Source organism: Winogradskya consettensis (assembly GCF_018332715.1).
GTDB classification, from domain to species: domain Bacteria; phylum Actinomycetota; class Actinomycetes; order Mycobacteriales; family Micromonosporaceae; genus Actinoplanes; species Actinoplanes consettensis.
In genome coordinates, this window is record NZ_BOQP01000017.1 from 199,311 (window position 1) to 225,143 (window position 25,833).

25 protein-coding genes are annotated in these 25,833 nt (G+C 71.5%); 9 read left to right on the top strand and 16 right to left on the bottom strand.

Annotated features, from left to right (window positions below; genetic code table 11):
* Nucleotides 1-1,437, bottom strand: a complete 1,437-nt coding sequence (locus tag Aco04nite_RS18050) for a gamma-aminobutyraldehyde dehydrogenase (protein ID WP_212998389.1) — start codon at nt 1,435-1,437, stop codon at nt 1-3.
* Nucleotides 1,438-1,556: 119 nt separating this feature from the next.
* Between Aco04nite_RS18050 and Aco04nite_RS18055 the strand changes: the two genes are divergently transcribed.
* Nucleotides 1,557-2,048: a YfbM family protein gene (locus tag Aco04nite_RS18055; RefSeq protein WP_212998390.1), complete on the top strand. Its 492-nt coding sequence runs from the start codon at nt 1,557-1,559 to the stop codon at nt 2,046-2,048.
* Here Aco04nite_RS18055 and Aco04nite_RS18060 read toward each other — a convergent pair.
* On the bottom strand, nt 2,038-2,625 hold the full coding sequence (locus Aco04nite_RS18060) for a TetR/AcrR family transcriptional regulator (RefSeq protein ID WP_212998391.1): 588 nt from the start codon (nt 2,623-2,625) through the stop codon (nt 2,038-2,040). The genes Aco04nite_RS18055 and Aco04nite_RS18060 overlap by 11 nt on opposite strands.
* 76 nt (nt 2,626-2,701) lie before the next feature.
* Here Aco04nite_RS18060 and Aco04nite_RS18065 point away from each other — a divergent pair, with 76 nt between their 5' ends.
* Both Aco04nite_RS18065 and Aco04nite_RS18070 read left to right on the top strand, forming a co-directional pair.
* Nucleotides 2,702-3,640: an LLM class F420-dependent oxidoreductase gene (locus tag Aco04nite_RS18065; RefSeq protein WP_212998392.1), complete on the top strand. Its 939-nt coding sequence runs from the start codon at nt 2,702-2,704 to the stop codon at nt 3,638-3,640.
* 9 nt (nt 3,641-3,649) lie between these two features.
* Nucleotides 3,650-4,678, top strand: a complete 1,029-nt coding sequence (locus Aco04nite_RS18070) for a 5'-3' exonuclease (RefSeq protein ID WP_212998393.1) — start codon at nt 3,650-3,652, stop codon at nt 4,676-4,678.
* A gap of 1 nt (nt 4,679) precedes the next feature.
* Here the strand turns inward: Aco04nite_RS18070 and Aco04nite_RS18075 are convergent, their stop codons facing one another.
* From Aco04nite_RS18075 to Aco04nite_RS18145, 14 genes are all read right to left on the bottom strand, one after another.
* Complete coding sequence (locus Aco04nite_RS18075) at nt 4,680-5,741, bottom strand: hypothetical protein (RefSeq protein WP_212998394.1); 1,062 nt, start codon at nt 5,739-5,741, stop codon at nt 4,680-4,682.
* Between the two features lie 450 nt (nt 5,742-6,191).
* The gene (locus Aco04nite_RS18080; RefSeq protein ID WP_244876081.1) at nt 6,192-7,049 is read right to left on the bottom strand and encodes a response regulator transcription factor; all 858 of its coding nucleotides are present in this window, start codon (nt 7,047-7,049) and stop codon (nt 6,192-6,194) included.
* Nucleotides 7,050-7,339: 290 nt separating this feature from the next.
* Nucleotides 7,340-8,002 (bottom strand): HAD family hydrolase, encoded by a 663-nt coding sequence (locus Aco04nite_RS18090; RefSeq protein ID WP_212998577.1) that lies wholly within the window; start codon nt 8,000-8,002, stop codon nt 7,340-7,342.
* 103 nt (nt 8,003-8,105) lie between these two features.
* Nucleotides 8,106-9,977, bottom strand: coding sequence for a S9 family peptidase (locus tag Aco04nite_RS18095; RefSeq protein ID WP_212998395.1), 1,872 nt, complete (start codon nt 9,975-9,977; stop codon nt 8,106-8,108).
* Nucleotides 9,974-11,296 carry an NAD(P)/FAD-dependent oxidoreductase gene (locus Aco04nite_RS18100; protein WP_212998396.1) on the bottom strand — a complete coding sequence of 441 codons (1,323 nt, stop codon included), beginning with the start codon at nt 11,294-11,296 and terminating at the stop codon, nt 9,974-9,976. The genes Aco04nite_RS18095 and Aco04nite_RS18100 overlap by 4 nt, the downstream gene beginning before the upstream one ends.
* A complete protein-coding gene (locus Aco04nite_RS18105) occupies nt 11,293-11,571 on the bottom strand; it encodes a PqqD family protein (RefSeq protein WP_212998397.1) in 279 nt (92 codons plus the stop codon). The genes Aco04nite_RS18100 and Aco04nite_RS18105 overlap by 4 nt, the downstream gene beginning before the upstream one ends.
* Nucleotides 11,552-13,027 (bottom strand): StsB family radical SAM/SPASM domain sactipeptide maturase, encoded by a 1,476-nt coding sequence (gene stsB, locus Aco04nite_RS18110; RefSeq protein ID WP_212998398.1) that lies wholly within the window; start codon nt 13,025-13,027, stop codon nt 11,552-11,554. Before stsB ends, Aco04nite_RS18105 begins: the two co-directional genes overlap by 20 nt.
* Before the next feature lie 64 nt (nt 13,028-13,091).
* Nucleotides 13,092-13,355, bottom strand: coding sequence for a StsA-related sactipeptide RiPP (locus Aco04nite_RS18115; protein WP_203835977.1), 264 nt, complete (start codon nt 13,353-13,355; stop codon nt 13,092-13,094).
* 95 nt (nt 13,356-13,450) lie between these two features.
* The gene (locus Aco04nite_RS18120) at nt 13,451-14,455 is read right to left on the bottom strand and encodes a methyltransferase (RefSeq protein WP_212998399.1); all 1,005 of its coding nucleotides are present in this window, start codon (nt 14,453-14,455) and stop codon (nt 13,451-13,453) included.
* Nucleotides 14,456-14,468: 13 nt separating this feature from the next.
* Nucleotides 14,469-15,656 carry a cytochrome P450 family protein gene (locus Aco04nite_RS18125; RefSeq protein ID WP_212998400.1) on the bottom strand — a complete coding sequence of 396 codons (1,188 nt, stop codon included), beginning with the start codon at nt 15,654-15,656 and terminating at the stop codon, nt 14,469-14,471.
* Nucleotides 15,653-16,930, bottom strand: coding sequence for a TfuA-like protein (locus Aco04nite_RS18130; protein WP_212998401.1), 1,278 nt, complete (start codon nt 16,928-16,930; stop codon nt 15,653-15,655). Before Aco04nite_RS18130 ends, Aco04nite_RS18125 begins: the two co-directional genes overlap by 4 nt.
* Complete coding sequence (locus tag Aco04nite_RS18135; RefSeq protein ID WP_212998402.1) at nt 16,930-18,072, bottom strand: YcaO-like family protein; 1,143 nt, start codon at nt 18,070-18,072, stop codon at nt 16,930-16,932. The genes Aco04nite_RS18130 and Aco04nite_RS18135 overlap by 1 nt, the downstream gene beginning before the upstream one ends.
* A 16-nt stretch (nt 18,073-18,088) precedes the next feature.
* Nucleotides 18,089-18,898: an ABC transporter permease gene (locus Aco04nite_RS18140; protein ID WP_212998403.1), complete on the bottom strand. Its 810-nt coding sequence runs from the start codon at nt 18,896-18,898 to the stop codon at nt 18,089-18,091.
* Nucleotides 18,895-19,839 carry an ABC transporter ATP-binding protein gene (locus tag Aco04nite_RS18145; RefSeq protein WP_212998404.1) on the bottom strand — a complete coding sequence of 315 codons (945 nt, stop codon included), beginning with the start codon at nt 19,837-19,839 and terminating at the stop codon, nt 18,895-18,897. Before Aco04nite_RS18145 ends, Aco04nite_RS18140 begins: the two co-directional genes overlap by 4 nt.
* Before the next feature lie 129 nt (nt 19,840-19,968).
* On the opposite strand from Aco04nite_RS18145, the gene Aco04nite_RS18150 reads away from it, so the two are divergent.
* The 6 genes from Aco04nite_RS18150 to Aco04nite_RS18175 are packed head-to-tail and all read left to right on the top strand — an operon-like array spanning nt 19,969 to nt 25,619.
* A complete protein-coding gene (locus Aco04nite_RS18150) occupies nt 19,969-20,892 on the top strand; it encodes an MvdC/MvdD family ATP grasp protein (RefSeq protein ID WP_212998405.1) in 924 nt (307 codons plus the stop codon).
* The gene (locus Aco04nite_RS18155; RefSeq protein WP_212998406.1) at nt 20,879-21,142 is read left to right on the top strand and encodes a response regulator transcription factor; all 264 of its coding nucleotides are present in this window, start codon (nt 20,879-20,881) and stop codon (nt 21,140-21,142) included. Before Aco04nite_RS18150 ends, Aco04nite_RS18155 begins: the two co-directional genes overlap by 14 nt.
* 1 nt (nt 21,143) lies before the next feature.
* Nucleotides 21,144-21,323: an aroma-sacti cluster domain-containing protein gene (locus Aco04nite_RS18160; protein ID WP_212998407.1), complete on the top strand. Its 180-nt coding sequence runs from the start codon at nt 21,144-21,146 to the stop codon at nt 21,321-21,323.
* A gap of 3 nt (nt 21,324-21,326) precedes the next feature.
* The gene (locus Aco04nite_RS18165) at nt 21,327-24,131 is read left to right on the top strand and encodes an adenylate/guanylate cyclase domain-containing protein (protein WP_212998408.1); all 2,805 of its coding nucleotides are present in this window, start codon (nt 21,327-21,329) and stop codon (nt 24,129-24,131) included.
* Nucleotides 24,122-25,015, top strand: coding sequence for a S8 family serine peptidase (locus tag Aco04nite_RS18170; protein WP_244876083.1), 894 nt, complete (start codon nt 24,122-24,124; stop codon nt 25,013-25,015). The genes Aco04nite_RS18165 and Aco04nite_RS18170 overlap by 10 nt, the downstream gene beginning before the upstream one ends.
* Entirely contained in the window at nt 24,987-25,619 is a 633-nt protein-coding gene (locus Aco04nite_RS18175; protein ID WP_244876084.1) for a GAF domain-containing protein, read from the top strand. Before Aco04nite_RS18170 ends, Aco04nite_RS18175 begins: the two co-directional genes overlap by 29 nt.
* Nucleotides 25,620-25,833 lie beyond the last annotated feature (214 nt).

Below are 25,833 nucleotides of genomic sequence, written 5' to 3' on the forward strand. Positions count from 1 at the left end.
TCACTCTCCCGTGTAGTGCATGACGTGCTTGATGCGGGTGTAGTCCTCCAGCCCGTACACGGAGAGGTCCTTGCCGTGCCCGGAGTGCTTGAACCCGCCGTGCGGCATCTCCGCGACCAGCGGGATGTGACAGTTGACCCAGACGCAGCCGAAGTCGAGGCGCCGCGTCATCCGCATGGCCCGCCCGTGATCCTTGGTCCACACGCTGGACGCCAGGCCGTACTCGACGCCGTTGGCCCAGGCCACGGCCTCGTCCTCGTCGGTGAACCGCTGCACGGTGATGACCGGCCCGAACACCTCGTCCTGCACCAGCTCGTCACCCTGGCGCAGCCCGGCCACCACGGTCGGCGTGTAGAAGTAGCCCCGCTCCCCCTGCCGCGCACCCCCGGCCTCCACCGTGGCGTGCCCCGGCAGCCGGTCGAGGAACCCGCTGACCCGCTCCAGCTGCCGCGCGTTGTTCAACGGCCCGTAGAGCACGTCCTCGTCGCCGGGTGCGCCGGTGCGGGTGCCCCTGGCCTGCTCGGCGAGCGCCGCCACGAAGTCCTCGTAGACACCGGGCCCCGCGAGCACCCGCGTCGCCGCGGTGCAGTCCTGGCCCGCGTTGAAATAGCCCGCCTCGGCGATCCCGGCTGCCGCGGCCGCCACGTCGGCGTCGTCGAAGACCACCACGGGCGCCTTACCGCCCAGCTCGAGATGCGTACGCTTCAGATCGGCGGCGGCGGAACCCGCCACCTCCATCCCTGCGCGCACCGACCCGGTGATCGACACCATCTGCGGCGTGCGGTGCTCGACCAGCGCCCGCCCGGTGTCCCGGTCACCGGTGACCACGTTGAAAACCCCCGCCGGGAAGAACTCCGCGGCGATCTCCGCCAGCAGCACCGACGTCACCGGCGTGGTGTCCGACGGCTTCAGCACCACGGTGTTACCGGCCGCGAGCGCCGGCGCGATCTTCCACACCGCCATCATCAGCGGATAGTTCCAGGGCGTGACCTGCGCGCAGACTCCGACCGGCTCCCGGCGCACATAGCTCTCGTAGCCGGCCAGATACTGCCCCGCCGAACGCCCTTCGAGCAGGCGCGCCGCCCCGGCGAAGAACCGGATCTGGTCGATCGCCGGCGGCAGCTCCTCGCTCGCGGTCAGCCCGAGCGGCTTACCGGTGTTCTGCGACTCGGCGGCGACCAGCTCCCCTGCCCGCGCCTCGATCGCGTCGGCGAACTTGAGCAGGGCCAGCTGCCGCTCTGCCGGCGTCGTGTCCCGCCAGGTCTCGAACGCGGTGGCTGCGGCCTTCATCGCCCGGTCGACGTCCTCGTTGCCGGAGACGGGTGCACTGGCGAACACCTCCCCCGTCGAGGGGTCCACGAGGTCGGCGTAACGCCCCTCGACGGGCGCCACGGCCTGCCCCCCGACGAAGTTGTGCAGCACGGTTTTGGTGGTCATCCGGCCTCCCGATGAGCAGATCCCTGGTCGCGAGCCCATCTTTCCACCGAATCCGCACCTGACAAGCCCCGCGCGAGTCGCGCCCGAAAACTGTCGTACCCCTGCGCCACGATGTGGGGGTGAGCCTTGGGGTGCATTTCGCCATCGACGAGACGATGACCGGGCGGCTGCGTGCCGCGGACGGCGACGACGAGCGGGTCGCCGAGCTGATCGAGGAGATCGAGGAGGGTGACAACCATCTCGGGAAGGTCGACACCGACAAGGCGTGGGAGGCGATCCACCGCTGCCTGACCGACGGGGAGCTCGGGTTCGACAACGGGGAGTATCCGCTCAACGGGGCCATCCTCGGCGGGGAGCAGTTCTACGACGGCGAGGAATACATCGTCAGTCTGCTGACGCCCGAGCAGGTGCGAGACGTCGCCGCCGCGATCGGCCCGATCACGCGGGAGCAGTTGCGGGCCCGCTACGACGCGATCGACGCCGAGGACTACCAGGACTATCTAGGAGACGAGGACTTCGATTACACCTGGTCGAATTTCGCCGATGTGGTGGCGTTCTTCCAGGGCGTCGCGCCCACCGGCAACCATGTCATCTTCACGGTCAGTCAGTAGGGACGATGAGCTTGCGGGCCGCGCCGGTCACGTGGGACACCAGTTCCTCCTGCGACCGGTGGAAGAAGCCGTCGCGCAGCAGGGTCGTGTAGCCGTGCGCCAGGGCCACCGATTCCTCGACCAGCCGCAACGACTCCGCGGCCGGGCGGGGGGCGGTGGCCGCTGCGAGGTCGACCAGCAGGGTCATCAGCGCGCGGGTGGCCTCGACCCGGTTATCGTCGTCCACCTCGGACAGGCCGGGGGCGAAGATCACGTCGAAGCCCGCGCCCGTCCGGCTGACGAACGCGACATAGGCGCCGGCTGCAGCGGCGAAACGGCCGGCGGGGTCCGGGCCCGCGGCGGCCGCGGCGGATTCCACACACGCGGTCAGCTCGCGGGCGGCCCGCTCGGAGACCGCCGCCAGCAGATGGTCACGGCCGGCGAAGTGCCGGTAGGGCGCCGCGGCACTGACGCCGAGACGGCGGGCGACCCGGGCGACCGAGAAGCCACGCAGACCCGACTCCGCGAGGACCTCGAAGCTGGTGCGGACGAGGGCCGCGCAGAGATCGCCGTGATGATATTTCCTGCCGCCCGACACGCCCGCCTCCCGGCTTGCCCCGATGTGAAGGGGCTCTTACATTAACCGATGAACGCTCGTCACCATGGAGGACGCTGTGACCATCAGGCTCGGATACCAGATCCCGAACTTCACCTATCCCGGCGTGCCCGTCGAGGAGCTGTTCGACACCGTGATCGCGCAGGCCCGCGAGGCCGAGGGCGCCGGGGTCGACACCGTGCTGCTGATGGACCACTTCTACCAGCTGCCCGGCATCGGGACGCCCGACAACCCGATGCTCGAGGCCTACACCGCGCTCGGCGCGCTCGCCACCGCCACCACGAAGGCGCAGCTCGGGACGCTGGTCACCGGGAACACGTACCGTCATCCCGCCGTGCTCGCCAAGACCGTCACCACTCTCGACGTGGCGTCCAAGGGGCGGGCGATCCTCGGCATCGGAGCCGGGTGGTACGAGCTCGAGCACGACGACTTCGGCATCGAGTTCGGCAGCTTCACCGACCGGTTCGAGAAGCTCGAGGAGTCGCTGACCATCATCACCGGGATGCTCAAGGGCGAGCAGCCGACGTTCGAGGGTAAGTGGTACACCAGCCGCAACGCCATGAACAACCCGCGGATCCGGCCCACCATCCCGATCATGCTCGGCGGCAGCGGCGAGCAGAAGACGTTCCGGCTGGCTGCGCGGTTCGCCGACCACATGAACATCATCTGCGCCCGCGAGGACATCGCCCGCAAGATCGCCGTGCTCAAGCAGCGCTGCGAGGAGATCGACAGGGACCCGGCCACGCTGCCCACCACCTGGCACGCCACCGTCGTCATGGCCGAATCCGAGGGCGAGGCCAAGGAGCTGCTCCTGCGCCTGCCCGAGGCCCGCCAGGCCGTCGCCTTCGTCGGCACCCCCGACCAGGTCACCGAGCAGATCCAGCGCGACGTGCTCGACCAGGGCGTCGACGGCCTCACCTTCAACCTCATCCCCAACGGGTACGTTCCCGGCGCCGTCACCATGGCGGGTGAAGCCCTGAAACGCCTCGTGGCCTAGGCTCTTGCGGTGCCCGAACTCCCCCTGCTGCTGGTGCTCGACGGCAACAGCCTGCTGCACCGCGCGTACCACGCCGGGGCCGGGGACGGCTGGGTCGACCAGGCCGGACGCCCCATCTGGGCGCTGCGCGGGCTCGTCGGCTACATCGCCAGGGCCGCCGCCTACCTGCGGCCCGACGCGCTGATCGTGGGCTTCGACTGCCCCCACGACTCGGCGCGCCGGGCCGACTACCCCGCGTACAAGGCACACCGCCCCGACAAGGCCGCCGACCTCGCCGAACAGATCCTCGGCGCCCCCGACCTGCTCCGGGCCGCCGGCATCCACACCGTCGTCCCGCCCGCCTACGAGGCCGACGACGTCCTCGCCAGCTCCGCCGCGACCGCCACCGCCGCCGGCTGGCGCTCGGTGCTGATGACCAGCGACCGCGACGCGTTCGCGTTGATCAACGAGACGACATCCGTGCTCCGCGTACGCAACGGGGGCTTCGACGAGGCCGTCCTCGTCGACCGGACCGGCCTCACCGAGCTGTGCGGCGTCGAGTCCTGGCAGTACCGCGACTACGCCGCCCTGCGCGGCGACCCCTCCGACAACCTCCACGGCGTACGCGGCTTCGGCGAGGCCACCGCGGCACGCCTGCTCGCGGCGTTCGGCTCGATCGACACGGTGTGGGCGGCCCTCGATTCCGGCCAGGAGCACCTCGTCCGCGAGGCCGTCGGCGAGAAGGCAACGGCACAACTCGGCGCTGACGGCGTACGGTCCATCGTGGAGCGCAACCAGCGGCTCATGCGGATGCGCACCGACCTGCCCGTCCCCGATCCTGGCTCGGCGCGGTTGCCGTTGAATCTCGCCACGATGCGGGTAGCGCTGCGGGCCCGCGGGATCAACCTCGGGCCGTCGCTGTGGGCGCTCACCGGCAGCCTGCCCCCGCAACGCGAGGAACGCGACGAAGACCCGATCCCCGACCTGCGGCCGTGGGTGTTCCGGCGCGGCCTGAACGGGCGGCGGGATCCCACGCCCGGGCAGCTGTCGCTTTTCTAGCTCAATGGATCGTGCGCAGGTCCAGGCTGTGCCGCACGAAGGTCTCCAGGTTGCCGGTGGACCAGGACAGGACACCATTTCGGTACGCGATCTGGCCGGCGTCCGGGCTCACCTGCACCGTACGGTGGGTCGCGATCTCGTACATCAGCAGCTCGGCATTGCCGGTGAGCTCGGAGTTCGCATCGATCCGCACGAAGATCTCGAACTTCCCCAGCGGCGCGACGTCCACGATCTCCGTATTCGCGGTGTCCCCCGCGACGTCGACCCGGGCACTGCCATCGGGACGCATCAGCTCGATCCTGCTGAAGCCGTCCTCGTCCAGCGACACCACCTGACACCACGTCGGACTGCAATCGGTTGCCGCTTTGCGCGTCGTCTTGACCTTGACGTCCTGCCCCGTAACGACGTTACGCAGGGTGGTCGCGCCGGTGGTGCTGGTCGCGCCGTCCACCAACCAGGGCCAGCCGGTGAACCGCCACGAACCGGGCTCCGGGCGCACCTCCACGGGCCCTCCCGCAAGCGCGACCGACCGTACTTCCGTGGTGTCGCGCGGGCCGCTCGCCACCCAGCGGAACCGGCCGTCGGCAATGACCAGGTCGTTGTCGGAGCGGTAGAACCTTGCCAGGCCGGTGTCCGCGGTGACCTGCCGGACCGCGCCGGTCTTCAGGTCGGCCGTCCACAGCTGCAGGCCGCCCTTGTCCGTGCGCTCGAACCAGCCGAGGGTGCCGCCGGCGACCGTCACGCTCTGGAATGACGGGTTCGCGGTGCTGGGGAGGGTGCGGAGGACTTTCTCGGTTTTAGTCCGGATCAGGAGGCGTAGTGACTTGTTGTCGGGGGTGGGTGCGGTGCCGACCGAGGTGTTCGCGTCGAGGAACAGGGTCGGTTCGTAGGGGGTTTTGTCCGGCAGGGTTGCTGGGAGTGCGGCTTTGCTTGCTGTCGGCCAGGCTACGGACAGGGGCGCCGGGGCGCCGGTCTTGCCCTGCGCGGCGGGCGGCAGGGCCAGGAGCAGGGATCCCGCTGCCAGGGCGGAGATCAGTCCCGCGTATGCCCGCACTCGTTCCACACCGTATTGATACGCGCCCGAGGCTTCTTCGGTTGAGCCGGGGCCCACTCGGTCTTGGTCATCCTAGGAGGCTGGGTCACTTCTTGTGGCGCTCTGCCCTGGCTAGGTCGCCTGCGGCGACGCGTCTTGTTTCAGGCGTGGCTGGGGCAGCGCCGCTGCAGGGCCGGGCCGGGTTCGTGTCGCGACCGGGCCGGGTTCGTGTCGCGACCGGGCCGGGTTCGTGTCGCGGCCGGGCCGGGTTCGTGTCGCGGCCGGGCCGGGTTCGTGTCGCGGCCGGGCCGGGTTCGTGTCGCGGCCGGGCCGGGTTCGTGTCGCGGCAGGGCTGAGCCGGGCCGGGCCGCGGCAGGGCCGGGTTTGGGGCCGGGTCGCGGCACGACCCGCCGACCCGCCGACCCGCCGACCCGGGCAGACGGCACGACTCATCGGCTACGACACCGCCGCCACGTCCGGTTACTCCTGGGGAGTGTGCAAGCTGTCTGCGCCGGGAGTGGTCTCCTCGCCGGTGCGGGTGGAGTCGGCGCCGGGGTCGATCCGGTAGCCCTCGCCGGGCACCGTGGCGATCAGCCAGGGGGTGCCGAGTCGTTTGCGCAGGGCCGAGATGGTGACCTTGACGGCGTTGGCGAGCGGGTCGGCGTCGGCGCCCCAGGCGCGATCCAGGAGCTCGCCGGCGGGGACCGCGTCCCCTTCGGCGGCGACGAGGATCTCGAGCACGGCGAACTGCCGGCGGGTGAGCGCGATACGGCGCCCGTCACGGACGGCCTCACGGTGGAACGGGTCCAGTCGCAGACCGGCGGTCTCGCGGACCGGGGGCCGCACCGGCGTGCGTTCGCTGTCGAGTGCCCGCAGCCGCAGCACGAGCTCGGCGACGTCGAACGGTTTGACGAGCTCGGACGATGCGGCAAGCCCGGACGATGCGGCAAGCCCGGACCGCCCGGCAGGCACCGACGGATCGCCAGGCCCCGACGAGTCGTCAGGCCCCGACGAGTCGTCAGGCCCCAATGAATCGTCAGGCCCGGACGGATCGGCGGCAGGCAGCGGCGATGCCGCGAGTTCGGACGGGTCGGTGAGCATGAGGTACGGGATGCCGGTGCCGGAGGCGGTGATTCGCTGGGCGATCTCGTCGCCGGAGGGGCCTCGGGTGCCGCGGGTGTTCCGGTCGAGGACTGCGAGGTCGTAGAGGTTGACGCTCAGCAGTTCCAGGGCGCGGGCGCCGTCGCCGGCGATGTCGGCCTCGATCGCCTCCAGTCGCAGGCCTTCACGAACGGTTTCGGCAAGGTCGGAATCGTCTTCCACGATCAGCACGCGCATGCCGTCAGCCTAGGGGGCCAGGTGGGCACTGGACGCAGGCCGGGTGGGGCGAAACGTTCCGGTTGGGCGGGCGGGAGGCGTCGGGCGGGCGCGTGGAGGTTGAGTTGCCCAGCGTTACAACGATGGTGCTCGCTGTGACTGCGAGCGGAGGAATGAGTTTTGTTCGGTTCAATAACTTGCGGCGTTTGACATCAATCGCCGCAGAATTGTGCATGGGTGGTCTTGATCGCGCCGCATCCGGCCTCACGATGCCCTGCGGTTCCGGGCACCCGGCGCGAGCGGCTTTCAGGTTACTTCAGGATTATGGCTTTCAGGTCGTGCAAGGTTTTGATGCGATGGGTGGCCTGGGAGAAGTCATGTGTTCTGGTGAACTCGTTGTGGACGATGGCGCAGTCGATGCCGGCTGCCACTGCTGAGTTCAGGCCTCGGGAGGAGTCCTCTACGACCAGGGTTTCCTTTCTAGTGGCGCCGAAGCGGTTCAGGCCGGCCAGGTAGGGCTCGGGGTGCGGTTTGGCGTGGTTGTAGTCCTCGCGGACCAGGATGAAGTCCATGAATTGCGTGATGTGGCGGTTCTGGTGGATCAGGTCGAAGTCCGCGCGCTTTGCGGTCGTGACGATGGCCATGCGGGCGTGGGGTGCGAGTTCGGCGAGGGCGTCGGTGACGCCGTCGATCTCGATGGGTTCCGTTCTCAGGTATTGCTGGTAATAGTCGTCGCGTACCGCTCGGGCCCTGCTGATTGTCCGGTCGTCGACGCCGGCCGCTCTGGCTTGGGCCCACGTGCCCGATCCCCGGTTCATGTCCCGGACGTACCGGTCCTTGTCCAGGGTTATGCCGATGTCCGCCAGGGCTTTTTCGCCGGCCCGGTAATACCAGAGTTCGGTGTCCACCAGCACACCGTCGTGGTCGAAGAGCCGTCGTGGTCGAAGAGTAGGTACTTCCTGCCCGGCACCGATCCATTTTAGAGCAGCGACTGGACCAGGAAGACGGGCCAGATCAGGGCTTTGAGGACGCCGAGAAGGGCCGGCCAGAAGGCGTTGGCTTCGGTGAGGTAGTGGATCAGGGCGCCGATGAGGCCGAGACCGTAAACGACGTCTCCCCCACCGCGGGGGGTGTTCCAGGAGCGCATGGGGGGCCTTTCGGGGACAGGTGGGTGGCGAGGAAGCGTTCTACGGCGGTGTAGTAGGTCTGGCGGTTGTGGGGGCGGGACAGGCCGTGGCCCTCGTCGGGGAAGAGCAGGTATTCGTGGGGCAGGCCCTTGGTGCGGAGGGCTTCGACGATCTGTTCCGCTTCGGAGCGGGGGACGCGGACGTCGTTGGCGCCCTGGGCGATCAGGATGGGAATGGTGATGTCGTCGATGCGGGACAGCGGGGAACGGGCCCACAGCATGTCCGCGTCGAGAGCGGGGTCGCCCACCTGGGCGTGCATGAAGGCGGTGACGGGGGTTCGGTAGGGGGCGCCGGCGGCGAGCATGGTCAGCAGGCTCGACGGGCCGCACAGGTCGATGGCGCAGGCGAAGACGTCAGGTGTGAAGGCCGCTCCGACCAGGGCCGCGTAGCCGCCGTACGAGCAGCCCATGATCGCCACCCGGGCCGGGTCGATCGCGCCGGTCGTGGTCAGGTGGGTGACCGCGTCGAGCAGGTCGGTGTGCATGGCGGCGCCCCATTGCCGGGCGCCGAGGTTGCGGAAGTGTTTGCCGTAACCGGTGGAGCCGCGATAGTTGACCTGGATGCAGGCGTAGCCGCGGTTGGCCAGGAGCTGGGCCTCCTCGTCGAAGCCGAAGAAGTTGCGCGACCAGGGGCCGCCGTGCACGTTGACGACCGCGGGCACCGGGCCGGGGCGGCTCAAGGGCCAGGTCACATAGCCGTGCACGGGTACGCCGTCCCGCGCGGTGAACGTGAACGGTTCCATCCGCGCGAGCTCGTACGCGTCGAGCGCCGGCTGGTGGTTGAACAGGTACGTCAGGACCGAGGTCGCGGGGTCGTAGACGTAGTAGAGCAGCGGGCCCGCGCCCGTCACGGCGGTGATCGTCCAGACGGGGGCGGCGCGGTCGGCGTACACCTCGGCGTCGAGGTTGTGCAGTGCTGTTCTGATGCGGTCGAGGTCCTCGGCGTAGGTGTCGTCGAGGAAGACCCGCTCGTCGCGGTCGCCGGCGAAGATGACCGCCTGGGGGACGCCCGTCTCCGGGTTGACCTCGACCTGGCGGATGTCGTGGACGGGGTGCCCGGCCAGCAGGGTGTGGGTGCCGGTGGCCACGTCGACGGCGAAGAGGCGGCTGGCGTTGGCACCGATAGACGACTGCAGGTAGTACGTGCTGCTGTCGGCGGAGAAGCCCAGGACGCGGGTGGTCATGACGTCCTCGTAGGGCACCTCGAGGACGGTGTCGTCGACGTGGATCGTCAGGCTGCCGTCCGGGTGCATGCAGGTGCCGCCGCGCACGTTCAGGTCGGCGTCGATGATCCAGCTCAGGTATCCCGGGTTCGCCGCCACCTCGGTGAGTTCGGCGGTGGCCAGGTCGAGGCGGTAGACGTCGTGCAGATTCGGGCTGTTGCTGTTGAGTCCGAGCAGGATCGTGCCCGGGTGGCGGCGGTTGTGCGTGAGGATGCGGGCCTGGACGCCGTCGAACGGGGTCGCGCAGCGTTCCGCGCCGGTCGCGAGGTCGACCAGGTAAAGCCGCCAGCTCTCGTCGCCGTCCCGGTCGCGCAGGTGGAACAGGGTGCGGCCGTCGTGACACACGCCGAAGAGCCGGATGCCGCGGCCGCGGTCGTGGGTCACCGGGGTCGCCGCGCCGGGGTTGCCGACCGGTGCTGTCCAGACGTTCATCACACCGTCGTGGGGGGCGAGGAAGAACAGGCTGCGGCCGTCCGGGGAGACCTCGGGTTTCAGGTACGCCGGGTTGCCGAACAGCACCTCGTGCGGGATCACTGTCATGTCGCCCTCCGCGTTGCTGAGTACCAGTCGCCGAGCCGGGGGAACTGTGCCACCGCGTCACCGGTGCTGAGCAGCGGCGGCGGGTTTCCTGCGAGCGGCGCGAAGCCACCGGGGGCCGGGTCGAGCAGGGTCTGGTTGCGGAAGAGCTCGCCGATCAGCGCCGGGCTGCCGAGCAGGGACCGGCCGATCAGGGCCCGCAGCGGCGCCGGGACCGTGGCGGGGGCCGGGTCGTCCTTCGCCACGGCCATCCGCCAGGCCCGGTCCGCCTCCGCCGCGACGGCCTCCTGCAGTGCCGGGGCCGCGTGCAGGCCGTGCTCGGCCAGCGCACCGTCCAGCCGCAGGGCGCTGAGCGCGGCCACCGACATGCCGAGCGAGTAGACCGGGTTCGTGGCCACCAGCGCGTCGCCGAGGACGAGAAAACCCCCGGTGCGGCGGCGTTCGAAGTGGCGACGGTGATTGGCGGTCGCGCGGTACGGGCGTGGAGTGCCGATCGGGCGCGCGCCGGCCAGTACGTCCGCGACGATCGGCGAGCCCAGAGCGGCCAGGCACGCCGCGAAGCCGGCCGCGTCCACGGGTGGGATGTTGCCCCGCGTGCCGGTCAGGGTGACGATCCAGCGGCCCCGCTCGATCGGGAACAGGGTCGCGCCGTGACCCTCGCGGCCCGCGGTCGTCCGGGGGTGCAGCATGATCGCGGGCATGCCCCGGCTGAGCCCTGCCGGGGCCTGATAGACCCGGGTGGAGTACGCGAGCCCGCAGTCCACAACGCTCTCCTCGACCCCGGGCAGCCAGCGCCGAGCCGGGGAGCGCCGCCCGGTCGCGTCGACGACCAGGTCCGCGGGGATCTCCTCGGCCCGCCCGTCCGGCCCGGCGACGACGACTCCCGTCACCCGATCCCCGGTCGTGGTGAGGCGCAGCGCCCGGTGCCCCTCCCGGACGGTCACCCGCGGATCCGCCAGGGCCCGGCCGCGGACGACGTGGTCGAGCAGCCACCGGCTGCACGAGATCGCGAACGCGCCGGTCTCGTGGCGGCGGAACCAGCCCTCCGCGCTGAGGATGAGGGCGTCGCCGGTCAGCCCGCGTCGGTGCGCGCCCGCCGCCAGCAGCGCGGCGACCGTGCCGGGGATCAGCTCGTCGAGCGCCCGCGCTCCCCCGGTCACCAGCACGTGGTTGTGGTGGGCCTGCGGCACCCCGGGCCGCGCTCCCGGGGTCTGCGGGTAGCGGCCGCTCTCGATCACGGTCACGGCATCCGCGTGACCCGCGAGCACCCGGGCCGCCAGCACCCCGGCGAACCCGCCCCCGAGCACGACCGCCGAGGTCATGAGGGTTGCTCCTCCAGCAGGCCCTGCGTCAGCATCGAGGAAACGAAGGTCTGGACCTCGGTGCGGATGCGGGCGGCGATCGCGGCGTTGCCGCCGGCGAAGAGCAGCGCGAGCCGGGAGCCGACCGATGCCGGGTCGCCGCCGTCGGCGAGGAGGACCCAGATCTGGGCGGCGGTGGCGTTCAACGTACGGAAATCGCCGGTCTCGGTGTGGTAGAGCGAGACGCCGTCGGCCGTCTCGTTCCAGATGACGGATTCACTGATGTGCAGGGACACTGCCCGACCTCCTCGGTACCGGCATGATGGGGATCAGCGCGCCGGTGCGGATCACCGGCGGCGGCTTGGGGACATAGGTCTTCCACTGGTCGTACGCCTCGTGCACGGCACCGCCGCCGACCATCCGCGGGACGGTCATCGCCTCGTCGTCCGCGGCGATCTCGGCGCGGCTGACCCCGGACTCCTGCCACAGCTGGGTGACCACGCCGTGGCGCAGGATGCGGCAGAAGTGCCGGTCGTTGCGCCGCAGGTCGCCGGAGAGCGACATGTGCGTCGCCCGGCAGCCGCCCCCGCAGTTCGACTTGATGTAGCACTTCGCGCAGTCCTCGTGGAACTCGCCGCCGAAGACCGTGCTCCTGCGCATCGCCGCGAGCACCGGGCTGGCGAAGATGTCCGCCAGCGGCTGGGTGCGGATGTTGCCGGCGTGCTCGGCCTTGCCGGTGACCAGCTTGCAGGGGTAGATGTCGCCGAGCGAGTTGATGTAGATCTCGTTGCCGCCCATGCCGCAGTTGCCGCTGACCGAGCAGGGGCTCACCGGGCGCGGGCCGTCCGGGCGCAGCGTGCCGGCGATCGGTGAGGTCCAGACCAGCTGCTGCACCCGCAGGTGGTCGTTCCAGCCGAAGTCGTAGTTGTCGCTCGCACCGCGGCCGATCTCGTTGTGGTTCATCAGCCGCACGCTGTGCACGTCCAGGCCCTGGATGAACTCCGCGAACTTCTCCAGCTCGCCGATGCTGTCGGAGGTGACGATGTGGTTGATGCGCGGTGTCACCCCCGCGTCGTTGAGCATCCGCAACGCCTTGTGGGTCTTGGCGAACGTGCCCTTGCCCCGGGTCTTGTCATGGGTCTCGGCGGTGCTGCCGTCCACGCTGACCGTGACCGAGTTGAACAGCTCGGCGAAGCGCCGCGCGATCTGCGGGGTACGGATCATCGTCGCATTGGTGATCACGTTGGCCAGCAGTCCCTGGGCCCGGGCGTGCGCGACGATCTCGAAGAGGTCCTTGCGCAGCATCGGTTCACCGCCGGTGAAGACGATGGTCTTCGCGCCGAACTCGGCGATCTGGGTGACCAGGTCGAGGGACTCGGCGGTGGTCAGCTCGTTCGGCAGGCACTTCTCCGAGGAGGCATAGCAGTACGGGCAGCGCAGGTTGCACCCGTCGGTGATCGCGTAGTACGCCATGTTGAGCGGCGACTCGTTGGCCGTGATCGTGGGCCGGTGCCCGTTGTAGTAGACGATCCAGCTGAGGATGAACTTGGCGAGGGCCTTCTCGGTCTCCTGCGCGGCCTCCAGCGGCGCCCCGGTGGCCAGCGCCTCGAGCACCCGGAATTCCGCCGGCGTCAGGACGCAGCGGGCGCCGACCGCCGGGTTGATCACGAGGTGGTCCTCGCCGTGCACGAAGTACGTCAGGTCCTTCGGCACGTCGAACAATGAGCGATTGCGAACCAGATGCCCGCGCATGATGTCTCCTTCGCCGGTTCGGCGCCGGCGTGGCCCGCTGGCCACGCCGGCGCACGGGGTGGAGCTAGTTGGCCGCGCCGGACCCCGACCAGATCGCGCAGGCGCACAGCATCGCGGCGTCGAAACCCTGCTCTGCCGCCTCGGGGGTGGACCATTCCTGGGAGTGCGCCGCGACGTCGGGGAACAGCGCCACGAGCCGGCTCTTGGTGGAGATGAGGACCTCGGTCTCCTGCTGGGTCAGGCTGCCGTAGAACTCCTCGAGCTCCGGCGACATCTGGCCGCCGATGATGCCGGCTTCACGCAGTGCCTCTACCGAGTTGTAGGACATGGCCTTTTCCTTTCGCTGTGGGAAATAGCGGGGATAGGAGAAGAATGCTGGCTCGCATTACCGGCGCACAACCCCACGAATGTGGGGTCGGACAATCAGCACGGAATGGCGGTGAGAATACGCGTAGCAGTGGCGCCGAGCGGTTCGGTAATGGCGGAAAGGGCGAATCCGGAGGCGGCGAGAAGCGCACGGTATTCGGCCACCGTGCGTTCCTGGCCGCCGGTGAGCACGAGCATGGCGATGTCGCTCATGACCGCGGCCGCGGCGCCCGGGCCGGCACCGGGCGGCACCACGGGTTCGAGCACGAGCAGGCGGCCGTCCGGGGCTATCGCGCGACGGCAGTTGCGCAGGATCGTGCCGCACTGCCGGTCGTCCCAGTCGTGCAGGATGCCCTTGAGCAGGATCAGGTCGCCCTCGGGGACGGCGTCGAAGAAGTCGCCGGGGGCGATCGTCCAGCGTTTCGGGGGTGCGGCGCGCCGTAGGGTCGGGGCTGCCCGGGCCGCGCCTTCCGCGCTGTCGAGCAGGATGCCGTGGGCGTCCGGGGCCGCGGCGAGCACGGCGGCGAGCAGGGTGCCGTTGCCGCCGCCGATGTCGACCACCGTGCGGGCCGCGCGGACGTCGTACGCCCGGACGAAGTCACCCGCCACCTCCCCCGTCCCGGCGCCCATCGCGGTGTTGAACAGCGTGGACAGTCCCGGATCGCCGGCGAGATGATCGAAGAGCGGATGCCCGCAGGCGTGCTCGAACGCCGAGCCACCGGAGCGGACGGCGTCGGTCAGCGACCCCCAGGCCCGCCACATCGCCGGGTCGCCGAGCAGCAGCAGCGCGGCGTGCAGCGATCCGGGGTGCCCGGGGCACAGCGGCCGGCCCAGTTCGGTGAGGGCGTACCCGTCGGAGGTCTGCTCGACCACCCCGAGCACGGTGAGCGCGCGCAGGAGCCGGCCCAGTCCTGCCCGGTCGCAGGAGGTCTCGACGGCGAGCTTCTCCGCCTGCAGCGGACCCGCTTCCAGGGCTTCGGGGACGCCGAGCCGCACGGCGGTGTGCAGGATCTGCGAGGTGGCGTAGCCGAAGGCCATCCGGGTCAGCGGCGTGTAGGTCATGGCACGGGACCCTTCACTTCAGATGTACGGGCAGGTGGCGTACGCCGTGCAGGAACAGATCCGGCGTCCACCGCAACGCGGAGAGGTCACCGGCCGGCCGCAGCGCCGGGAACCGCCGCACGAGCGTGCCGACCGCCGTCCGGGCCTGCATCCGGGCCAGGGCGGCGCCGAGGCAGAAGTGGACGCCGTGGCCGAAGCCGAGGTGCCGGTTCGGGGTACGCCCGATGTCGAACACGTCCGGGTCCGCGAACACCGCCGGGTCCCGGTTCGCCGCGAGCAGCACCGGCACCACCGCGTCGCCGCGCGGGACGATCGTGCCGCCGATCTCCACGTCGGCCAGCGCGTACAGCAGGCCGGTGTGCCCGACCGGCCCGTTGAACCGGATGACCTCCTCGACACACGAGTCGATCAGGGCGGGGTCGGCGCGCAGCCGGGCGAGTTGGTCGCGGTGGCGCAGCAGTTCCAGCACCGCGTTCCCGATCAGGTTCACGCTGGTCTCGTCGCCGGCGAGCAGGAGCTGGAAGACCGCCGCGATCTGCTCGGGGCGGCTGATCGGGGCGAGGGCGAGCTGGGACAGCAGGTCGTCGCCGGGGGCGGCCCGGCGCTGGGCGATGACCCTGGCGAGGTGGCTCGCGAACTCCAGGCCGGCGCGCTGGATCCTGGCCGGGTCCTCGCTGCGGCTCATCTCGTCGCTCCACCGGCGCAGCGCCGGCCGGTCCTCGATCGGGAAGCCCAGCAGCTCCGCGACGACCAGCACCGGCAACGGCAACGCCAGCCCCTCGATGATGTCCACCACGCCGCCATCACCGAAAGCAGGGTCGTCGATCAGTTCGCCGACGATGCGGGTGATGTGGTCGTCGATCGCGGCGACGGTGCGGGCACCGAACGCGGGGCTGATCAGCCTGCGCAGCCGGGTGTGGTCGGGCGGGTCGAGGTGGAAGACGTTGCGCCGCAGCATGGCCAGGGGGTCGGCGGTGGCCCGGCGGTGCGTGGCGGCGAGCCCGGCCGGCAACCGGTCGAGCTGGCGGCCGAGATCCGGGTGGCGCAGGGCGGCCTGCACGTCCGCGTACCGGGTGAGGTACCAGAACACACGTCCGCTGACCGGCGTCACGTGCCGATGGACAGGTGCTTCCTCGCGCATCTGCCGCAGCATCGGATGCGGATCGGAACGCACGTCCGGGTCGAACAGGGTCGCGGTCATCGGGTGCCCCTGCGGCTCATGTCGTACGCGAAATAGCGCCGCACCGCGCCGCCCAGCTCCTCGGGAGAACTGAATCCCCGCCGGGCCATCTCGACCTTCGGTGCCGTGCCGGGACCCCGCCAATGCCGCAGGAACAGCTGTGCGCACACCGCGGGCGGCGGAACGGCCACCCGGAACCGGGCCTGCTCGGCGGCCTCGTCGGCCCGGGCCACCAGGTCGCACCACTCGTCCCAGCGCTGCGAGTCACGCAGGGCCTCGAGGACGGCGGGCCGCCAGTCGGTGCTGTGCCACACCGGCCACACCCGCACGAGGACCCGGGTGATCCGTCCGGCGGGCGACAACCTGGCCATCTCGGCGTCGGTCAGCCAGCCGGCGAGGGCGTCGGGCAGGGGGTCCCGCACACCGAGCTTCGCGTACGCGTAATCCGCCGTGCTCGTCCCCCCGGCAGCCGCGAACCCGTCGAGCAGCCCGGTCAGCACCCGCTCGTGGACCTCCGGGTAGTCGTCGTCGAAGAGCCGCGCGGCGGTGAGGACGTCCAGGTCGGACATCCAGCGGCCGGGGGCGTACTCGCGGCGCGTACGCCGGTCGAGGGCCTGATGCTCGGCGATCACCGCGAACGGCACCGTTTGACGTGCCGCCGGAGCGACACCCGGGGCAGCGGCCACCCGCAGTGCCGCAAGGGCGTCGCGGCGTTTCAGGTCCCACTCCCCGGAGGCGATCCGGTGCTCCAGGGACAGCAGCGCGACCCGGTCCGGCTCCTCGACCGCGGCGGCGAGCCCGTCCCACGTACGGTCCATGAACGCCATGGCCTTGGCCGCCGCGACGATCCGCGGGCCGAACCCGCCCTCGTCGCAGCCGTACCGCAGGTTGACCAGGGCAATCGTCCGCGCGGGATAGCCCAGCTCGGCCGGGCCGTGCAGCATGCCGACCTCGTCGTCGCCGTCGATGCGCCCCGAGCGGTACATCTCGTAGACCTCGCCGACGCCGTGCATGCCGCAGGGTGCCAGCTCCGCGGCCCGCAGCGCACCCATGCTGGCCGCGCCGAGCACTCGGACCCCGGCGTCGATCAGGCGCAGGATCTCCTTGTGCCCGACCGAGCGCCGTTCCCGGAAGTAGCCGTCGATCAGCACGGCCACGTCACCGGGCTGCCAGTCGCGGGCCAGCAGGTCGCCGCGGGCCGCCGGGGGCCGGATCTCGGCTGCCGGGAGGACGCGGTGGATGTCGGTGGCGGAGATGGTCGGCCCGGCGTAGACGACCACGGTTGCGGGAGTCACTACAGCACCTCCGTGGTGACGCGGCTGCCCGGGGCGACGACCTTGACGACCGGCACGCCGACCTGGGCGCGGGTCAGCTCGGCGACCAGCGGCGCATGACCGAACGCGGCGGTGGCCACCGCGGTGACGTGGGCGAGATCCTCCGACAGGCTCTCGTGCCGGACCGGGGGCGCGAGCAGATCACGCAGGTCGGCGGGGGTGCCGGCGGGTTCACGGCGGCGTCTGGACCCCGCGTCGTCGATGTCGTCGTGCAGGTCGTCGCGGGCACCGGCGATGTAACTGAGCCGGGTCTGCGCCGCCTCGGTGACCGCCCGGGTCAGCGCGATCTCCGGGTCCAGATGGCAGCCGAAGCCGAACATGGCGGCCGGGTAGTCGTCGCAGGCCAGCCACGCGAGGAAACACGGCAAGCCGGTGGGCGACGCGAGCAGGCGAACCTCGAGGGTGACGCCGGCCCGGTCGATCAGCGCGCTCAGCCCGTCGGCCACCGCCGAGCCCAGGCTCTGCGGTGCGACCCGGACGCCGGGGACACCGGCACCGGCGAGGGCGGCCGTGACCGCGTCGCGTTCGATCACCTCGTAGAGGCCGTGCAGGGTGGCCTCCACGACGGTGTTGCCGCTGGCCAGGCCGTTGGTGGAGGACAGGAACGCCGGTGGGTGCCAGCCGTCGCGGCGCTGCAGGGAGAGACCGACGACATCGACGGGTACGAGTGTCAGCGCGCCACCGTCGAGCGAGCGCGCGGGCACCCAGTCGAGGGGCAGTCCGTCGTGCAGGACGCTGGGGACGCTGGGGGTCAGGGCGTACACGTCGTAGGTGAGCCGGTCGGCGACCTCGCGCGGGCTCGCCGTCAGGTCCGCGCCCAGCGGCTGCTCGGCGTGCCAGATCTCGATCGACTCCATCACCGCGGAGAGCCGGGCCAGCTCCGGGGTCACCCCCTTGCCCTGGGACACGGCCAATGTCGCGGACAGCGGTCGGACCGCCTGGAACGTCGGGATCCCGATCGTGTCGAGCCGGGTGATGTCGGCGACCCGGGTGACGCCGACGATCCCGGCGGCCCGCTCCGCCATGACGAGGGTCTCCGCCGGTGGCCGGGCCCGATCGGTGCCGGGCAGCCGTACCTTCCGCTCATCCGTCTCGGTCTGCATGTGGTCGCTCCCCCGTTCAGAGATTGGCGGTACGCCGTAGCAGCGCGCGGGCTGCGACAGCGTTGGCCACGACGGCGATGACGGCGAGCACGACCAGGCTGGGCCACGCGGAGCCGAACCCGAGCACGGCGCCGTCGCGCATCCCGTTGATCGCGTACGTCACCGGGTTCACCACCGAGATCCAGCGCAGCACGACCGGCAGCTGGTCCACCGGGGACAGTGCCGGGGCGGTGAACACCAGCACGAGCACCGAGATGCTGCTGAGCACGGAGAACGTCCGGTAGTCGCGGATGAGGATCGCGCCGGCGAGGTAGATCCCGTTGAAAGCGACCGCGGCGAGCACGAGCGCGACCAGCATCGTCAGCCAGTTGGCGAGCGGGAACGGGTAGCGGAACAACGCCATCGCCACGACCAGCGCGAGCAGGCTCTGCGCCAGCACCAGCGTGACCCCGGCGAGCAGCTTGCCCAGCAGGAACCGCGACCGGCGCAGCGGCCACGACCACAGCTGGGTGGAGACGCCGCTCATCTCCTCCTGGAACAGCGCCATCCCGGTGGTGCCCGCGGCGCTGACCACGGACATCGCCAGCACCATCGGCAGCAGGAAGACCGCGAACGGCAGGGTCGTGCCCTTGTAGGAGATGTCCCCGACGACGTTGCCGAGCGCGGTGTTGACCAGCAGCAGGTACACCAGGGTCGGGGTCAGGCCGAAGATGAGGTTGACCCGGTTGCGGGCCAGCAGGGCGTACTCCCGGTAGAAGACCGCGGAGAAGTCGGCGGCACGCGCGGGCGCGACCGGCGGGGTGTGCTCGAACACCAGCTCGGTCACAGGGCACTCTTCTCTGTCATCCGGAGGAACACCTGCTCCAGGGAGTCGGCGGCGGTCGTGAAGCCGGTGATCGCCACGCCGGCGTCCTGGCAGTGCAGGGTCAGGCCGGGCAGCACGTCACGGCCGGCGGCGCCGTCGATCTGCACCTCGGTGTCGTCGACGGTTGCCGCCAGCCCCTCGCCGTCGGCCCATTCGGCGACGACCTTCGCGGCGATCGGGTCGTCGACGGTCACGACCAGGCGGCTGCCGCCGTACTCGCGGACCAGCTCACGCGGCTGGGCGAAGCGCAGCACCCGGCCCGCGCTGACGACCAGGACGCGCTGGCAGTTGCGCTCGATCTCCTCGATGTGGTGGCTGGTCCAGAGCACCGTCACGCCGTGCTCGGCGCGCAGCCACCGGACGAACTGCTCGACCTGGTGCCGCCCGGCGACGTCCAGGCCCGCCGACGGCTCGTCGAGGATCAGCAGCTGCGGGATCGTGAGCAGCGCCCGGACGAGCTGCAACCGCTGCCGCTGCCCGCCGGAGAGCTGGAACACGAGCCGCGGCAGCGCCTCGGTCAGCCCGAGATAGCCGGCCACCTCGGCCGCCCACGGCTCGACGGCCTGCCAGGACAGACCCCGGAACTTCGCGGCGATCTTCAGGTTGTCCAGTCCGGACAGCATCTCGTCGTACGGGCCGGACTGGTGCATCGCGCCGATCCCGGACTTGGCGCGCACCGGGTCCTGCGCGGGGTCCAGCCCGAAGACCTGGATCACGCCGCTGGTCGGCGGGGTGACCCCGCAGATCAGCTTCATCAGCGTGGTCTTCCCCGCGCCGTTGGGCCCGAGCAGCCCGACGGTCTCGCCCCGGGCGATGTCGAACGAGATGCCGTCCACCGCCGGCGTCTCCTTGCCGCGGTAGCGCTTCGTCAGCTCCACCGCACTCACCACATCGGTCGCCACGATCCCTCCCCCCATCCATCGACGTTGTTGAGGGGACCGTACGGCGCCGAAAACCTCTCGGCAGCGAACTGCCGCGAAGCTGCCGCCTATCTGCCATTCGCGGGGCAGTCACGTCCTTAGCATTCATCCATGGCAATGGCAGAACCGGCTGTAGTGCTGTTCGACGGCGCGGGCGGTGCGGAATTGACCGGGGTACGCGACATGGTGACCGGAGCATTCTCGACACCGGCGATAACGGTCGGCGCGGGCGACGGCCCCCTTTCTCTCGACGTCGATTCGGGGACGCTGACGGACGGCGACCGGCGGGTGCGCCCGGCGGTGGTGTGGACGCGGCATCGGGCGCCCGGCACGCTCGTCGCCCATGCCCGTCCGGCGGGGTCGATGTCGGCGCTCGCGGCTTCCGCGTGGGCGGACTTCCTCGGCGAGGTGTGCGCCGCGGCGACGACCACGCTGCCGGGGACGGCTCCGGCCGGGACGGCGCAGGTGCGGTCGGCGGGACGGCTCGGGGTACGCGTACCGCGTACGGTGCTCAGCACCGATGTCGCCGCCGCGGCCCGGCAGCTGGGCACGGACCGGGTGATGGTCAAGATCCCGGACTTCCGCCTGGCCGAGCCGGATCCGCGTAGCTGGGCCCCCCACCTACCCGTCGTGCTCGACGCTCCGGCGGTGCAGGACAGCGGCGGGCATCCGGTGGTCGTGCAGGAATACGTCGCGCACGTCCGTGAGCTGCGCGTCTACTACCTGAACGGCACGCTGTGCGCGTTCGACGTCGGCAAGCGGAACCCGGCTGCGACCTGGACCGACCCCGCGTCGGTGAGCGTGGCCCGCACGGACTGCCCGGGCGCCGCCGCGGTGGTGGTCCGGGCCCTGGCCGCCGCGTGGGGGCTGCGCTACGCGGCGTTCGACCTGCTCGTCACCGGCACCGGCGAGGTCGTCTTCCTGGAGGCCAACCCGGACGGCGACTGGCTCTGGTACGAGCGCCGCGCCCGCTGGCACGGCGTGACGTTCCTGGCCGCCGTGATGCTCCGGGAGCTCTTCGATGCCGCCCGCTGACCCGATCTCCGCCCGCGACCTGCAGCTGCTGGCGATGCTCGCGCGCGGGCACACCACCGACCGGGCCGCCCGCGAGCTGCGCCTGAGCCGGCACACCGTCGGCGAGGAGATCAGCGTCCTGCTCGGGCGGTTCAAGTGCCGCAACCGGGCCGAGCTGGTCGCGTACTGCTATGTGCACCGGCTGCTGCCGGTCGGCGTCTGGCCCCCGCCGTACGCCCCGATGTCCGAACTCTCTTTGGTGGGTGAGTGAAATGCATGACGCCCTGGGTGTGCTGCGCGACGCCGGATATCCGGTCGACCAGCTGAGCGGACCGCAGCAGGCGGTGCTGGCCGCGCTGTCGGAACAGGAGACGACCCTGCTCGTCGCGGTGCACGACCGGCTGCGCGACGCCGAGGGCGAGGTCACCGCCCACGACCTGAAGCTGCTCTGACGCGTGAGCCGCAGGCTGGTGGTCGTGCTCTTCCTCGATCTGGTCGGCTGGACCGCGCTCGCGGAACGGGTCGACCCGGAGCCGCTGCAGGTGCTGCTGGAGCAGTACTACGGCATCTGCTCGGCATCGATCGAGGACCACGGCGGGGTCGTGGAGAAGTTCATCGGGGACGCCGTCATGGCGGTCTTCGGCACGGACCGCTCCGGGGAGGACGACGCGCTGCGGGCCCTGCGCGCCGCGTGCGACATCCGGGCCGGGACGGCGGCTCTGGTCAATCCCCTGGGCCGGCCGGTCGACGTGCACTGCGGGATCGCGGCGGGCGAGGCACTGGTGACCCACTCGCCGCGGGCCGGGCTGCGGATCGTCGGTGACGTCGTCAACCTCGCAGCGCGGCTGCAGTCGGCCGCCGTCGCCGGGGAGATCATCGTCAACGACGTCGTCGCGGACCTGGCCCGGCAGCACTTCGCCATGGTTCCGGTGCCGCCGCTGACCGTGAAGGGCAAGGAGCTGCCGGTGGCGGCGCTGCGGGCCGGGGACGCGTACGGCGCCGGCGGCCGCCCCGACGACGGTGCCCCCATGGTGGACCGCGACGCCGAGCGGGCCCGGATCAGGGCCGCGTACGACGCCGCCGCAGGGCAGCGGCGCACCCGGACGGTGACCGTGCTCGGCCCACCCGGGGTCGGCAAGTCCCGCCTGGTCCGCGAGGTGCTGGCGGAGCTGGCCGCCGCCGGTGCCGTGTTCACCGCGGTGACCGGGACGTGCCCGTCGTACGGTCCGAACGGCAACCACGTCACCCTGCTGCAGGTCCTCGACGCGCTGGCCCACAGCGGGCACAGCCCCCGCGTGACCGCGGTCCTGGACGGCCTGCGCCAGGGTGCGCACGCCCGGACACCGGGTGTGGAGGAGGTGTCCTGGGCCGCGCGGGAGCTGCTCACCGCGGCCGCCGGTGCGCAGCCGCTCGTCGTGGTCTGGGACGGGCTCGACGCGGCCGGGCTGTCGCTGCTGCGGTTGATCGGCGAGCTCACGCGTACGTTGTGGGACCTTCCGCTGCTGATGATCTGCGCCGGCCGCCCCGAGCTGATGGAACGCGGTGCCCCCTGGGTGCGCGGGCCCGGCGACGAGGTGATCTGCCTGGGACCGCTGGGTCCGCAGGACAGCGCGTCGCTCGTCGCGCTGCTGCTCGCCGCCGGTGCCGAGGTGCAGGCGCACGAGGCCGGGACGATCGACCGGGTCACGGCGCACAGCGCGGGCAATCCCCTGTTCATCCGGCTGATGGTGGAGTCATCCGGAGGCGTGCCACCGACGATCACCGCGCTGGTCGGGGCGGCCCTCGACCGGCTGCCCGCACCGGCCCGGGAGCTGCTCGGCGCCGCCGCGGTGGCCGGGTCCTCGTTCACGGTGCACGAGCTCGATCCGCTGGGTACGCCCGTGACCGCCGCCGATCTGGAGACGCTGGTACGGCGGGGGCTGATCCGGCCTGCCGAGCGGCCCGGCGGGTACAGCTTCGTCCAGCAGCCGGTGCACGAGGTCGCGTACGGGCGGCTCGACAAGAACCAGCGGCTGATCTGGCACCGGGCCCTGGCCGCGGGCGGGGTCGCGGCGGCGTTCCATCTCGCGGCGGCCGTACGCCTGCTCGCGGAGCTGCGCCCGCACGACGCCGAGCTGCCCGCCCTGACCGGAGAAGCGGCCGATGCTCTGCTCCGCGAGGGCACGGCGGCGCTGCGGCAACGCGACGTCCCGGCGGCGATCGAGCTGCTCGGGCAGGCCGTGGAGCTGATCCCGGGCGGGGAGGTCGCGGCGATCCGGCTCAGCGACGCCCTGCTCCTGGCGGGCGACCTGACCCGCGCGGTCTCGGTGATCGCCGCGGCAGCGGGCTCGCCGGCCTGCCGCGCCCAGCGGTACCTGCTGGACGCGCGGCGCGGCATCCGTACGGAGGTCCGGCGGGAGCTCGAGGGCGACCCGGGTGACCGGCTCGCCGGCTGCCGCTTCGAGCAGCTGCGCATGCTCACCCACCTGGCGTGCGGCAGGTTCGGGGCAGCCGAGCTGGCGGCACGCGCCGCGCTCGGGCACGCGAAGGAGCTCGGCGACGACTACGAGCAGGAGCGGCTGCTCGTCGCGCTCTGCGAGATCCGGCAGTGGTCGCCGGTGCCCCTCGCCGAACGACTGGCCCACTGCGCCGAGCTCGCCGGCCGTTTCGCCGCCGACCCGTTCCTGCTCATGCCGGTGCTGGTCGCGCGGGCCCGGAGTCTCGCGCTGACCGGTGACGGCCCGGGCGCCCACGCCGCACTCGCCGGAGCCGGGGCGATCGTCGCGCAACTGCGGCTCACCATGGGCGAGGTCCTGATCTCCCAGGCCGCGGGGCTCGTGACCGCACTGGACGGCGACCACCGCGGCGCGCGCAGGCATTTCCAGGACGCCGCGGCGGCACTGGAACGGGCCGGGCACGCTCCGACCGCCCTGACGTTGCGCGTGCAGGCGGCCCGGGAGCTGATCACCGAGGACCTGCCGGGCGCGACCGCCGAGATCGCCGGGCTCCTGGAAGAGCATCAGGACATGGAGGTACGCGGGCGGCTGCTCGCCCTGTCCACCGCCGCGCGGCTCGGCGTCGCCCCGCCGGACGCCGTGACGTCGCTGCTCGCCACCACCGACGACCCGTGCCTGCGCGGTGACGTGCACTTCGATCTCGCCCGCGCCCATCGCACTGCCGGGGACGAAGCCGCGGCGGCGCGGGCGGCCCGGGAAGCTGTCGCGAGTTACGCCGGGATCGGGGCCGAGGTTCCCCTGCGATCGGTACGCGCGTGGAGCTGACCCCTGCCCCGTGGCGGCGTGAACGGGCCCGGTACTTCGCGGGCGTACCGGCGTGGGGCATGCCTGCCACGGGGTACCGCGAGGAGCCCGTACCCGCGAGCCTGTTCGGCGGTGTCGACCGGGATTGGGCACTCGGTGGCGCGGACGGCAGCGGCGTACGCGTCTGCGTCCTCGACAGCGGCATCGACGGCACCCATCCCCTCGCCGGACCCGTCGACCGGGCCTGGGAGGTCGTCACCGAGGAGGGCCGGGTGCCCCGGGTCCGCGCCTGCGAGCCGACCGACACCGCGGGGCACGGCACGGCGTGCGCGGGAATCATCCGCGAACTCGCCCCCGGCGTGGAGCTCAGCTCGCTGCGGGTCCTCGAGGACGGGAAGTCCGGCAGCGCGGCGGCGCTGATCGCGGGGCTCGCGTACGCGATCGAGCAGGACTTCGACGTCATCAACATGAGCCTCTCCACCGCCCGGCTGGAATTCCGGGGACGGCTGGCCGAGCTCTGCGACCGCGCCTACTTCCGCCGCACGACCCTCGTCGTGGCCGCGCACAACCTGCCGATCGAGAGCTTCCCGTGGAGCTTCTCGTCGGTGATCTCCGTGGCGAGCCACGCGGAGCCCGGCCCGCTCACCTACTACTACAACGCCGCGCCGCCGGTGGAATTCTGCGCGCGGGGCGTACGCGTTCCCGTCGCCCAGCCCGGTGGCGGTGTCACCCGCAACACCGGCAACAGCTTCGCGGCGCCGCACATCGCGGGGATCGCCGCCCGGGTCCTGAGCAAACACCCGTGGCTGACGCCGTTCCAGCTCAAGAGCGTGCTCTACCACTGCGCCGACAACGTATCGATCGAGGGGGATGACGGTGGAGTTCTCGTCAGCAGGGCCACATAGCGGGGTCACCGAGCAGCTGCTGCTGCAGTCCGTCGTCGCGGTGGCACGCCACGTCTACTCGGCGGCCGCCACATCGGTCTTCATGGTCAGCCCGGACACCGGCGAACTGGTCTTCGCCGCGGTCGCCGGCGCGGGCCAGCAGAGCCTGGTCGGGCGCCGGTTCGCCCCCGGCACCGGGATCGCCGGCTGGGTCGCGGCGAGCTGCCAGACCCTGATCACCGACGTGAGCGGCACCGACCGGTTCGCCCGCGACGCGGCGGCGTCCACCGGCTACCTACCGGCCAGCATCATGGCGGCCCCGCTCGTCGCCGAGGGCGAGTGCATCGGCGTCCTCGAGGTCCTCGACCGCCGGGTGGGCACCGACGACGCCGCCCGCGAACTCGACGACATGGAACTGCTCGACCTGATCGCCGCCCAGGCCGCCCTGAGCCTCGCCCTGCTGCGGCGCACCGACCGCACCGCGCCGCCGCCCCCGCTGGGGAACCTGCTCGCCCGGCTCTCCGAACACGCCGCGACGGACGCCTCCGACCCCCTCGCGGTCGCTCTGCTCGGCGTCTCACTGGACCTGCTGGACCGGCGCACCCGAACGGTCGCGCACCGTTAAGTCCGGGCCGCCGATTGCCCACCGTTAGGTGCAGGCCGCCGGCTGCGCACCGTTAGGTCCGGGCCGCCGGCTGCGCACCGTTACGTGCGGGCCACCAGCTGCGCACCGTTACGTGCGGGTCGCCTGGTGACACACCGTTAGGTTGCGGGCCGCGCGGTCGCGCACCGTTAGGTCGCGTGCAATTTAGTTGTGCACAATTAAGTTGTGTACAACT